The 12193-nt window shown below is 76.7% G+C and carries 9 protein-coding genes; 7 read left to right on the top strand and 2 right to left on the bottom strand.

Translation table 11 applies throughout. From position 1 onward, the window contains the following. Positions 1 to 18: 18 nt before the first annotated feature. The gene (locus ACFPK1_RS21105; RefSeq protein ID WP_378022915.1) at positions 19 to 1050 is read left to right on the top strand and encodes a DUF4185 domain-containing protein; all 1032 of its coding nucleotides are present in this window, start codon (positions 19 to 21) and stop codon (positions 1048 to 1050) included. 9 nt (positions 1051 to 1059) lie between these two features. On the opposite strand, the gene ACFPK1_RS21100 is transcribed toward ACFPK1_RS21105, so the two are convergent. Further along, on the bottom strand, positions 1060 to 1893 hold the full coding sequence (locus tag ACFPK1_RS21100) for a class F sortase (protein WP_378022914.1): 834 nt from the start codon (positions 1891 to 1893) through the stop codon (positions 1060 to 1062). 86 nt (positions 1894 to 1979) lie between these two features. Then, entirely contained in the window at positions 1980 to 2489 is a 510-nt protein-coding gene (locus ACFPK1_RS21095) for a hypothetical protein (RefSeq protein ID WP_378022913.1), read from the bottom strand. Between the two features lie 183 nt (positions 2490 to 2672). Here ACFPK1_RS21095 and ACFPK1_RS21090 point away from each other — a divergent pair, with 183 nt between their 5' ends. The 6 genes from ACFPK1_RS21090 (at position 2673) to ACFPK1_RS21065 (ending at position 12165) form a co-directional block, all read left to right on the top strand. Continuing rightward, positions 2673 to 3803: a DUF5685 family protein gene (locus ACFPK1_RS21090; RefSeq protein WP_378022912.1), complete on the top strand. Its 1131-nt coding sequence runs from the start codon at positions 2673 to 2675 to the stop codon at positions 3801 to 3803. Positions 3804 to 3960: 157 nt separating this feature from the next. Then, the gene (gene pknB, locus ACFPK1_RS21085; RefSeq protein ID WP_378022911.1) at positions 3961 to 5895 is read left to right on the top strand and encodes a Stk1 family PASTA domain-containing Ser/Thr kinase; all 1935 of its coding nucleotides are present in this window, start codon (positions 3961 to 3963) and stop codon (positions 5893 to 5895) included. Between the two features lie 159 nt (positions 5896 to 6054). Next, positions 6055 to 6435: a hypothetical protein gene (locus tag ACFPK1_RS21080; protein WP_378022910.1), complete on the top strand. Its 381-nt coding sequence runs from the start codon at positions 6055 to 6057 to the stop codon at positions 6433 to 6435. 238 nt (positions 6436 to 6673) lie between these two features. Beyond that, on the top strand, positions 6674 to 9208 hold the full coding sequence (locus ACFPK1_RS21075; protein ID WP_378022909.1) for an ATP-binding cassette domain-containing protein: 2535 nt from the start codon (positions 6674 to 6676) through the stop codon (positions 9206 to 9208). Then, the gene (locus tag ACFPK1_RS21070; RefSeq protein ID WP_378022908.1) at positions 9205 to 10029 is read left to right on the top strand and encodes a hypothetical protein; all 825 of its coding nucleotides are present in this window, start codon (positions 9205 to 9207) and stop codon (positions 10027 to 10029) included. The genes ACFPK1_RS21075 and ACFPK1_RS21070 overlap by 4 nt, the downstream gene beginning before the upstream one ends. Positions 10030 to 10182: 153 nt before the next feature. Next, positions 10183 to 12165, top strand: a complete 1983-nt coding sequence (locus ACFPK1_RS21065; RefSeq protein ID WP_378022907.1) for a serine/threonine-protein kinase — start codon at positions 10183 to 10185, stop codon at positions 12163 to 12165. Positions 12166 to 12193: the final 28 nt, after the last annotated feature.

The following is a 12193-nucleotide window of genomic DNA, read 5'->3' as shown; positions in this document are numbered from 1 at the left end:
GTCCGGTATACCCACGCCATGCGCACCCTCGAGGTCACCAAGCTCCGCGACCTGACCGGGCCCGGAGAGACCGACGACTACGGGATCGGCGGCACCGACCTGGGCGCCGCGGCGCTCGCGCCGGACGGGCGGCTCGTCGCGGTCTTCGGGGACACGTTCGAGAGCAGGCACGCCGGCGGCCCGGGCTGGCGCTCGCCGGTGATCCTGTTCGGCGACCCGGCGTCGGTGCGCGACGCGGGCGGGGTGCGGTGGTGGGGCTCGGCCGGCGGCGACGGCGCCTACGCCGAGCAGGTCGTCTCCTACCGCCACAACGCGCGGATCGGCGGACGCTTCGGTGGGCTGGTCGGCGGCACGCGGATCACCACCCAGCTGCCCACCGACGTCCTGACGGTCGGCGACCAGATGTACCTGCACGTCATGGCCTGCGAGGGCCTCGGCCACGTGCACTGGACGGAGATCCACCGCTCGCGCGACAACGGCGAGACCTGGGAGTCCACCGGCCTGAGCTGGCCGGGCGGGCACCTGGGCGGGCTGTTCCAGATGCTCACCTGGGAGCTCGGGCCCGACGGGTACGTGTACGCGCTGACCACGGGGTTCCAGCGCGACAAGGGCCTGCTGCTGCACCGCGTGCCCGCCGACCGGCTGCTCGACGCCGCGTCGTGGGAGGGCTGGGGGTTCGCCCACGGCGCCTGGCGCTGGGGGAACGCGCCGACGCCCGTGCTGCCCGGGGCGTTCGGCGAGCTCTCGCTGCGCCGCGTCGGCGACGGGTGGTGGCTCGCGGCCTTCGACGCCGGGCACTACCGCGTCGACCTCGTCCCGATGCCGCAGGGCCCGACCACCGACCTCACCACCGCCGAGCGCCTCACCGTGATCGCCGGGTGCGGCTGGGGCGACGAGGACCACGGCTGCGGGCGTGTGGCCCAGTGCTACGGCGGCTACATCCTGCCCGGCTCGACGCCCGACGAGATGCACCTCGTCGTCAGCCAGTGGAACACCCACGACAACTGGCCGTACCGCGCGATGCACTTCCGGGCGCGGATCGGGGTCTAGGCCGACTCGTCAGGCGGGGACCTCCCGGGCGAAGACCACGGTGTTGTCGCGGTAGGAGCCCGCGCCGCGGTCGTAGCTGCCGCCGCAGGTGATCAGGCGCAGCTCGGGGCCGCGGGTCGGGCCGTACACGCGGTCGGTCGGGAAGGCGTCCTTCGGGTAGACGGCGACCTCGGTGACCTCGAACGTCACCGTCACCCCGTCGGCGCGCACCACCTGCGCGCGGTCGCCGGGACGCAGCCGCCCGAGCTCGTAGAACACCGAGGGCCCGTTCTCCGCGGAGTCGACGTGCCCGATGATCACCGAGGGCCCCTGCCGGCCCGGGGTGACGGAGTAGCGGAACCAGGCGGCGTTGTCGTAGCCCGGTGACCCCTCGGCGGGGACCTCCATCGTGCGGTCGGGGTTGAGGCCGACCTGGTCCACCGGCGAGTCCACCCGGATCGCGGGGACGCGCAACGTCGCGGGCGGGGACGAGGTGCCCAGCGGCCCGGCGCTCTCCACGGCCCGGCCGGGCGGGGGCGGCGGGCCGGCGGCCACGGTCGGCGCGGGCGGCGGGCCCGACTGGTGCGCGAACGCCCAGCCGACGAGCGCGACGCCGACGACGGCGAGCAGCACGGCGCCCGCGACGAGCGCCCGGCGGACGCGGTCGGGGCGCGGCTCGGGTGCTGGCTCGGGTGCTGGCTCGGGTGCTGGCTCGGGTGGGCGCGGCTCGGGTGGGCGCGGCTCGGGTGGTGGAGCGAGGGCGTCCCCGGGTGCCTGCGACGCAGCCGGGGAGTCCCTCGCTCCGTCGGGCACGGGCGCGGCGCCGAGCTCGGAGGGCGCATCGTCCTCGTCGGCGGCGCTCACCCCGTGCTCCTCCCGGTCCCCGTCACCACGACCCGCACCCACGGCGACCCCGCCGACCGGACGGTCGGCGGGGTCGCCGGGTTCGATCAGCTGTCGGTGCGGCGACGACGCGCGGCGGTCGCGCCCAGCGCGCCGGCCCCCGCGAGCGCGAGCGCCCCGGCGCCGATCATCCCCGCGTGCTCGACACCCGAGGTCGAGCCGCCGCCGGTGGCCACGCCGCCCGACGGGGTCTGGCTCGCGCCACCCCCGGAGCCGCTGCCCGAGCCCGCACCGCTGCCCGCGCCCGCACCGCTGCCCTCGCTGCCGGACCCGTCGGCACCGCCGCCCTCGGCCCCGGTGCCGCCGGCACCCCCGCCACCGGGCTGCGTCCCGGCCTCGCCGCCCGGCTGCCCCTCGGCGCTGGTGCCCGGAGCACCCGGAGCCCCCGGAGCACCCGGAGCCCCCGGAGCCCCCTGCCCGGCAGCGGCGCTCGGCGCGGCCGCGCCCTGCGGCGGCGCCGGCGGCTGCTCCTGCGAGCAGCCGGCCAGGATGCCCAGGCCGAGCGCGCCGGCCAGCGCCGGCGCCGCGAGCAGTCGTGTCCTGTTGCTGGAGATCATGGTGTTTCCCCTCCGGTGGTCGCGGCACGCCAGCCCCCGACGGGGCGTGACGCGGTCGCCCGGACCCTTCCCTCCTCACCCTGAGCGCACACACGGACGTCGTACGAGATTGCGACGAACGGCCGCGCACAACCTGTCGAACGGCCGTCGTGATCGACAGCGCTGATCACTAAGTTCCTGCCGGTGCTCGGCATCGTGCGGCCCTGCCGCCACCACCTCTCCCCCGCGCTGCACCGGCGCTGGATGGCGCACCTGTGCGGGACCTGCCTGACGCTGCGCGACGGGCACGGCCAGCTCGCCCGCACGGCCACCAACGTCGACGCGCTCCTGGTCTCGGTGCTCACCGCGGCGCAGACGGCGGGCCCCGCCGGCGACCGGCGGGCGGGCCCCTGCCCGGCGCGCGGGATGCGCACGGCGACCGTGGTGTCCGGCGAGGGTGCCCAGCTCGCCGCGCACGCCGCGCTGCTGCTGGCCGCCGGGCACCTCACCGACCACGTCGACGACGGGCAGGGCGTGCTGCGCCACCGCCCGGCGGCCGCCCTGACCAGGAAGGTCGCCGAGCGCTGGAGCGCCCGGGCCCGCGCCACCGCCCCGCGCGGCTTCGACCCCGCGGCGCTGCTCGCCGTCCCCGCCCGCCAGCACGCGGTCGAGCACGCGGGGGGCGCGGTGACCCTGGAGGCGGCCACCGCCCCGACCGCGGACGCGGTGTCCGCCGCCTTCGCGCACACCGCCGTGCTCGCCGACCGCCCGGCCAACCTCGCGCCGCTCGCCGCCGCCGGCGCCGCGTTCGGGCGCCTCGCGCACCTCCTGGACGCGCTCGACGACCTCGACGACGACCGGCGCGCCGGCCGCTGGAACCCGGTCGACGCGACCGGGGCGGGCGTGGCGGCGACGCGGGCCCTCGCGCGCCGGCAGGTCGAGGTCCTCGGCGCGACGCTGCCCGCCGTCGAGCTCCCGTCCCCGCACGCGCTCGACGCCCGGCTCGCGCACCGTCTGCTGGTCCACGAGACCGGCCGGGCGGTGGCGCGGACATGCGCCCGGTCGGAGCAGCCGTCCACCGACCAGCCGCCGCATCCTGGCGACGGCGACCCGCGCCGTGCGCCCCGCGGGTTCTTCACCGGCTGCGCCGCGGCGGCCGGGCTGTGCTGCACCGGTCAGCTCTGCTGCGCGGACCCGATCGTCGGCCCGTGGAGCGGGCAGCCGCGGCCCAACCCCTGCGCGAGCTGCTGTGACTGCACGTCGTGCGGCTGCGACTGCTGCGACAGCTGCTCCGGCGACGGCTGCTGCTGCGACGGCTGCTGCTGCGGCGACTGACGGCAACGGACCCGACGAACGGGCGAACTCGCGCGCCGAAGCGGCGACCCGCCGTTGCCGACCCGCTCCCGCGCCGTTGGACCCGTCCGGGTGATGCTGGGCGCCACGGACACGGGACCCGGCGAGACCGAGCAGTGAGCGGAGGCACGAGGAGCGCATGTCGCAGGCGACGCTGGTGGCCGGGCGGTACCAGCTCGGCCCGAGCCTGGGCCGTGGCGGCATGGCCGACGTGCACGCCGGGCTCGACGTGCGCCTGGGCCGCGAGGTCGCGGTCAAGGTGCTGCGCTCCGACCTCGCCCGCGACCCCTCGTTCCGGCTGCGCTTCGAGCGCGAGGCCCAGAACGTGGCGGGGCTGAACCACCCGGGGATCGTCGCGGTCTACGACACCGGCGAGGTGGCCGCCGAGGGCGTCGGGCTGCCGTTCATCGTCATGGAGTACGTCAGCGGGTCGACGCTGCGCGACCTGCTGCGCGTCCACGGGCCGATGCCCCCGGAGCGTGCCTGCGCGGTGATGGCCGACGTCTGCGCGGCGCTGGGCTACAGCCACGACAGCGGCGTCGTGCACCGCGACGTGAAGCCCGCCAACATCATGATCACGCCGGGCGACGTCGTGAAGGTCATGGACTTCGGCATCGCCCGGGCGCTCACCGAGACCGGCCCGGCGCTGACCGGCGACATGGTCATCGGCACCGCCCAGTACCTCTCGCCCGAGCAGGGGCTCGGCCAGGAGGTCGACGCCCGCGCCGACGTCTACGCCGCGGGCTGCGTGCTCTTCGAGCTGCTCACCGGCGAGCCGCCGTTCACCGCCGACAGCCCGGTGGCGATCGTCTACCAGCACGTGCGGGAGGACCCGCCGCTGCTGGCCACGCTCACTCCGCCCGGGGTCGTGGTGTCGTCCGAGCTCGAGGCCGTCGTGCGCCGCGCGATGGCCAAGAACCCCGACAACCGCTACCCGAGCGCCGCGGACATGCGCGCCGACCTGCTGCGCGTGCTCGCCGGCGAGCGCCCCGACGCGCCCGCCGTGCTCGGCGAGCACGACCACGACGACCCCGGCCGGGGCTGGGACACCGGCCGGTGGACCGACCCGGGGCGCCGGGCGCGGCGGCGGGACGACGGCTCCGGCACCGCCGACACGGCCGAGACGCTCGTGACGCCGGAGCTCGGGCGCTCCGGGCGCCGGGCGGCCGCCGACGGCGGGCGCACCGGGGCGCATGCCGCGGCGGCACCGGCCCGGCCCCGGCGCAGGCTCGCGATCCTCGGGGTCGCCCTCGCGGTCCTGCTCGGCGGCGGGTGGTGGCTGCTCGGCCCGTCCGACAGCGAGGTGCCCCGCCTCGTCGGGCTCACCCGCGACGAGGCCGTCCGCGCGCTCGCCGACGTGGGGCTCGCGCCGATCATCGTGCCCACCGCGTCCCCGCCCGACCAGGTCGACCGCGTCGTGGGCTCCTCGCCGGACGTCGGGCAGCGCGTCGACGAGGAGTCGGCGGTGACCCTGCGGATCGGCCGCGGCCCGGGCCTCGTGCAGGTGCCGCTGCTCGTCGGGCGCAGCCCCGAGGCCGCGCGGGTGGCGGCGGAGGGCGCCGGGCTCGTGCTCACCCCCGTGCCGCGCCTGCGCGAGACGAGCGACCCCACCGAGGTCGGCCAGGTCGTCGGGCAGGACCCGGTGCCCGGCTCGCTGCGCGCCCCCGGCGAGGCGATCGAGCTCGTCATCGGCCAGCGCCGGGCCACGCTGCAGGTGCCCGACGTGGTCGGCCGCTCGCGGGACTCCGCGGAGGCCACGCTCGAGGGCGTCGGGCTGGAGATCTCGGTGCGCGAGGTCGACAGCGGCGGCGCGCCCGGCACCGTCGTCACCCTGCAGCCCGGCGCCGGCACCGCCGTCCCGCGCGGCAGCACCGTGACCGTGAGCGTCGTCCGCGAGGGGGCGAGCCCCTCCTCGGGCGCCCCGTCGAGCGGCTCGGGCGACACCGGGTCCGGGTCGGGCGGCGGCACCGAGGGCGGCGACGGCGGCGACACGTCCGGGACCGGCGACGGCGGCGGCACCGGGGACACCGGCGACGGCTCCGGCGACGACGGCTTCTTCGACGGCCTGTTCTAGCCGCCGCCCGCCCCGCCTCGTCGCGAGGGTGACGCGTCCCTTCGGTTGATGTGGGCCGGAGCTGGAGTCCACCGGACGGCCGATCAAGAGCGGCCGCGTGGCGCTCGATGCAGAGGGTGACCGTACGTCGGCCCGTCGCACCGAGGGACGTGATCCACGATGTTCCGCCGCTCGACCACCACCACCCGTTCCCCCCGCCCGGCCGCCCTCACCGCGGTGGCCACGGTCGACGATCACGACGGCGCCGCCGGCGAGGGCACGCCGTCCGTCGGGCCCCGCCACACCCGCCGGGCCCGGCAGCGCAAGGCCGACGACGCCGCGGCCCTGCGCGCCCGCCTCGACCGGGTGCACCGCCGCCTCGCGGAGGTCGGTTCGGTGCAGGTCACGGGCCACGTGCACGCCATCGACAACGACACGGCGCGCCGCGACCCGCTGACGCGTCCGTTCGCGTCGCCGTTCGGCGCCCGGCGGCCCGGCGCGGCCGGCGAGGCGGCCCCGGCGCGCCGTTCAGTCACGGCCCCGCTGCCCCGTCCGGCGTGAGCGGGGCCACCCGCTCGGCCGCCACCGGTCACCGGACGTGATAGATCGACGCGATTATCGCGAACCCTCTGGATGAGTCCCCCCTCGTGGACACAGACTGTCACCATCTCGGGCACGCGCGCCGAGGGAGGTGACGTCGCCGGGCTGTGGAGCCCGGCCGCGAGGGAGGAACCCGGTGCATCCCGTGGAGCCCGTGCAACGGCCGGCCGCAGGTCGTCGAGCGGCGCGCGGCAGGCCGTTGACGGCACCGCAGCTCGAGCTCGCCCACGGTGACCGCCGCCTCGTGGTGCCGCCCGGGCGACCGCTCACGATCGGCCGGGACGAGGCCGCCGGGTTCCAGGTCGTCCACCCCCTCGTCTCGCGCGTGCACGTCGAGCTGCGGCCGCTGCCGACCGGCTGGGAGCTGCTCGACCGCAGCCAGAACGGGGTGTACGTCCACGGCGAGCGGCTCCAGCAGCTGCGGCTCTCCCCCGGCGCCACACCCCGGCTGACGCTCACGCTCGGTGTCGGCGGGCCCGAGGTGCACCTGTCGCTGCGGGCGGTGAGCGCCGACCCGGGCGCCCCGCCGGTGCCGATGCTCGCCCCGCTCGTCCCGCCCGCCGCCCGCCCGTCACGGCCGCGCCCCGAGCGGCGGGACCACCGGCCGGACCTCCCGCCGGACCTCCCGCCGGACCTCGAGCCGGACGGCCCGAGCCGCCAGGGCCGGCTCTCCGCGGTGCACCGGCTGCCGGCCCCCGCGGCCGGCCCGTCCACCCCGTCCGCCCCGGCGGCCACGACCCCCGTCGCCACCGCACGGGCCCGTATCCGCATCGGCCGCGAGACCGACAACGACGTGGTCGTCAGCGACCTGCTCGTCTCGCGCCACCACGCCGAGCTGGTCGCCGACGGCGCCGGTGGCTGGGAGCTCATCGACCTCGGCAGCCCCAACGGCACCTACGTCGACGGGCAGCGGATCCGCCGGGTGGCGCTGCGCCCGGGGATGCTCGTGGGCATCGGGCACGCGCTGTTCCACCTCGACGGCGGCCACGACGGATCCGTCCGGCTGGTCGAGCGCGAGGACGCCGGCGCCATCGCGTTCCGCGCGCAGGACCTCGTGGTGCGCACGGGGAAGGGCCGCACGCTGCTCGACCGGGTCGGCTTCGCCCTCGAGGAGAACAGCCTGCTCGCGGTGGTCGGGCCGTCGGGCGCCGGCAAGTCGACGCTGCTGCGCGCCCTGACCGGCTTCCGCCCCGCCGACGAGGGCACCGTCACCTACGCCGACCGCGACCTCTACGCCGACTACGACGAGCTGCGCCAGCGCATCGGTCTGGTGCCGCAGGACGACATCCTGCACCCCCAGCTCACCGTGCGGCGGGCGCTCGCCTACGCCGCCCGCCTGCGGTTCCCGTCCGACACCACCGCCGACGAGCGCGACCGGCGCATCGAGGAGGTGATCGGCGAGCTGGGCCTGGACGGGCAGGCCGACCAGCGCATCGACTCCCTGTCCGGCGGGCAGCGCAAGCGCACCAGCGTCGCCCTCGAGCTGCTCACCCGCCCCTCGCTGCTCTTCCTCGACGAGCCCACCAGCGGCCTCGACCCCGGCCTCGACAAGTCGGTCATGCGCACCCTGCGCGGCCTCGCCGACGACGGCCGCACGGTCGTGGTGGTGACCCACAACGTCGCCAACCTCGACGCCTGCGACCGCCTCCTGCTGCTCGCGCCCGGCGGCACCGTCGCGTACTTCGGCCCGCCGCAGGAAGCTCTCACCTACTTCGGCGTCACCGACTTCGCCGACCTGTTCCTCCTGCTCGAGCGGCAGTCCGGCGCCGAGTGGGCGGAGCGGTTCCGCCGCTCACCGCTCGGCGAGCGCTACATCGGCACCCCGCCGCCGACGCGGCCCGCGGCCCCCGCCCCGACGCCGGCGGTCACGGCCCCGCCGCCGCGCCAGCAGTCGGCGATCGCCCAGTTCGCGGTGCTCTGCCGGCGCTACCTCGCGGTCATCGCCGCGGACCGCCAGTACACGATCTTCATGGTGACGCTGCCGCTGCTGCTGGCGGCGCTGTCGCACGCGCTGCCGGTGGACACCGGCCTGTCGATGGCCGAGCAGCTGCGCGGGGTGCAGGGCGCGCCGCAGAGCCTGCTCATGGTGTTCGTGGTGGGCGCCGCGCTCATGGGCTCGGCCGCCTCGATCCGCGAGCTCGTCAAGGAACGCGAGATCTACCGCCGGGAACGGGCGATCGGCCTGTCCCGCCACGCCTACCTGCTGTCCAAGGTCGTCGTCCTCGGGGTGGTCACCGGCCTGCAGGGCATCGTGCTCGGCGTCCTCGGCCAGATCGGCCGGCCGGCCCCCGACGAGGCGGTCGTGCTGGGCGACCCCCGCCTGGAGATCCTCGTCGCGATCGCCGGGGTCTCCGTCGCGAGCATGGCCGTCGGGCTCGCGGTGTCGGCGTGGATCGACAACGCCGACCGCGGGATGCCGCTGCTCGTGCTGCTCGCGATGCTGCAGTTCATCCTCTCCAGCGCGCTGCTGCAGATCCAGGACAGCCCCGTGCTCGCCCAGCTGTCGTGGTTCGTGCCGGCGCGGTGGGGCTTCGCGATGGGCGCCTCGACGATCGGGGTGCGCACCGGCCCCGGCGTCCCGCCGCCCTACACCGACGCCGAGCCGCTGTGGGACCACACCGCCGGCACATGGCTGTTCGACCTCGGCGCCCTCGCCGGCGTCACCGTGCTGTTCGTCGTCGTCACCGCACTGCTCCTGCGGCGCCTCGACCCGCGCGCCGGGAGGACACGATGACCGTCACCTCGTCACCGGGGACCCGGCGCTACGTCCCGGTCCGCGACGACGAGCGGGTCGACCGGTCGTTCGTGCCCACCGCGGTCCCGGCGCAGCGACCGTCACCGTCGCCGCGCACCGCGCCGTGGGGTCCGGTGCCCCGTGCCGACCGGCCGAGCCCCGCGCCCCGCACCGGCGGGCACCCCGCTCCCGCCCCCGTGTCCCCGCCCCGGCGCCGGTGGAGCCTGGCCGTCTGGGCCGCCGGCGGCCTGGTCGTCGGGCTGCTGGGGGTGCTCGGGATGCTGGTCGTCATCGGCTGGCCGCCCGGGGCGACGTCGAGCGCGGCCGCGCCCGCCACCGCGGCCGCCGACGGCGCCACCCCCGCCGTCCCGGCCGCGCCGACCGGCGCCCTGGCCGCGGCGTTCCCCGACGTCGCCGCCCTGGGGCACTGCGGGCCGTACCCGGTCGGTGCCGACCAGTACGTGACGTCGGCCGGCGCCCGGCCCGTCGCGGTGGTCATCTGCGACTACGGCGCGGCGGTGCCCGGCGGGTTCGTCTACTACACGGAGTGGTCGAGCGCCGCGGACGCCCGGCAGTGGCACGACGACCAGCGCACCTGGGGTCCGAGCCTCGACGGCATGACGGTGTGGGGTCACGGCGCCGACCAGCGCCAGGGACCGCTGCACCGCCGCGCTGCGCCCGACGGCACCGTCTACGCCACCGCCGCGTACGCCGATCGGCCCTACACGTTCGACATCATCACCCGTTCGCTGGATGACTCGAACCGCATGTTCCCTGCGATGCACCTGCTGCCCGCCGCGCAGCTCCCGCCCGGACGGTGACCGGTCCGGCCCTCAGAGTTGTCACATGGAGTGAGGGAACTCTACGAAATGTGTGAGGGCTATGGCCTGCCCTCGGGCGATCGCACATACTCTCGGTGACTTTCATCCGGGGCCGACGATCACCCCGGGAGCCACGATCCAGGAGAGCGCCGCATGAGCACCGAGGCCCCGGGCCAGACGCCGCCGTCGTCGGGCGAGCCCGCGGAGACGTTCGGGCCGTACCGCCTCGAGGAGCGCATCGGCCGCGGCGGGATGGGCGAGGTCTTCCGCGCGTTCGACACCTCCCGCCAGCGCACCGTCGCCGTCAAGCGCCTCCACGGCGGCCTCGCCGACGACGGCGACTACCAGGAGCGGTTCCGCCGCGAGTCCCGCACGGCCGCGCGCCTGTCGTCGCCGCACGTCATCCCGATCCACGACTTCGGCACCATCGACGGCCGCCTCTACATCGACATGCGCCTGGTCTCCGGTGTCGACCTCGCCGAGGAGATCGAGCGCCACGGCCGGCTCGACCCGCGGCGTGCCGCCGAGATCGTCCGTCAGACCGCCGACGCGCTCGACGCCGCCCACGACGACGGCCTGATCCACCGCGACGTCAAGCCGTCCAACGTGCTCATCACCCAGCACCGCGGCCGCGACTTCGTCTACCTCGTCGACTTCGGCATCGTCCGCGCCATGGGCGGCGACACCAAGAGCTCGCTGACCGGCACCGGCTCCGCGATCGGGACGCTCGCCTACATGGCCCCCGAGCTGTTCGTGGGCCGCGAGATGGACCGCCGCGTCGACGTCTACGCCCTGGGCTGCCTGCTGTTCGAGGCCATCGCCGGGCGCCCGCCGTTCGTGTCCGAGGGCCCCGGCCTGATGTACGACCACCTCAACGAGACCCCGCCGCGCCTCTCGGAGGTCGCGCCCGGGTCGCCGCCCGCCCTCGACGCGGTGCTCGCGCAGGCGATGGCCAAGGACCCGGCGCAGCGCTTCGCCACCGCGGGCGACTTCGCGGACGCGGCCGTGCGCGCCGTCGGCGGCGAGGCCGGCCCCGTCTCGGGTCACGCGCCGGTCGGCACGGACGACGCGACCACCCGCAACACCGCCGCCGGAGCCGGCGCGCTCGGGATCGGCGCGGTCGCCGGGGCCGCGGGTGCCGCGGGAGCTGCGGGGGCGGGCTCGTCGGGTCCGCAGAGCGCCACGCCGACCCAGGTCCCCGGTCCCCGTCAGACCTCCGGCCCGCAGGCCGCCCAGCCCTGGACACCGCAGTCGCCGCAGTCGCCGCAGCACCCGTCGGGCCCGCAGGGTCCGTCGCCGTTCGGCGCGCCGCAGGGCTCCGGCCCGCAGCCCGCGCCGGCCGCGTGGGGGCCGACCCAGCCGGGCGGCACCCAGGGCTACGGCCAGCCCGGCTACGCGCCCGGCACCGCGCCGTACGGGCCCGGCTACGGCACGGGGCAGTACCCGCCGCCGCCCGGCGGCGGCGGCACGCAGGGGTGGTACGGCCAGCCGCCGCAGCCGCCGAAGAGCGGCAAGGGCAAGGTCGTCGGGATCATCGCCGGTGTCGCCGCGCTGCTGCTGGTGGTCGTGGTCGGCGCGGTCGTGATCCTCAACCAGGACTCCGGCCCGACGCCCACCCCGGGCCCGGTCACCACCAACGCGCAGCCCCCGGTCACCGGCGGCTCGGGCGGTGGCGGCACCTCGGGCGGCAACGGCTCCACCGCGCCCGCGGGCCAGGCGACGATGTCGCAGGTCTTCCCGGACGTCACGGCGTCCACCTGCCGGCCGACCACGCCGCAGGACCAGCTGACCACCACCACCGGCGCCAACCCCACGGAGGCCTACATCTGCGACTTCTCCAGCGTCGCGCCCGGCGCCCGGGTGATCTTCGCGCGCTGGCCCGACGCGGCCGGGGCGCGCTCCTTCTACGACGACACCTCCCGGCTCGGGCCCCGCATCGAGAACTTCGACGTGTGGCGCGCCGGCCAGGTCGAGCAGGGCCCGCTGTACACCGCCGAGGCCAACGGCACCGTCTACTCCACCGGCATCTACCGGGACCTGAACTACAGCTGGGAGATCCGTACCAGCACCCTGGAGCAGTCCAACGCCGTGTTCGGGGCCGTGCAGTTCCGCGCCAGGAGCACCTTCGGCGGCTGATCCGGGCCACGAGGGAACGATCAGGACC

The organism is Actinomycetospora rhizophila, assembly GCF_042657905.1.
GTDB classification, from domain to species: domain Bacteria; phylum Actinomycetota; class Actinomycetes; order Mycobacteriales; family Pseudonocardiaceae; genus Actinomycetospora; species Actinomycetospora rhizophila.
Note: the sequence above shows the minus strand (reverse complement) of the source record. Positions and strands in the feature narration are given on the sequence as shown.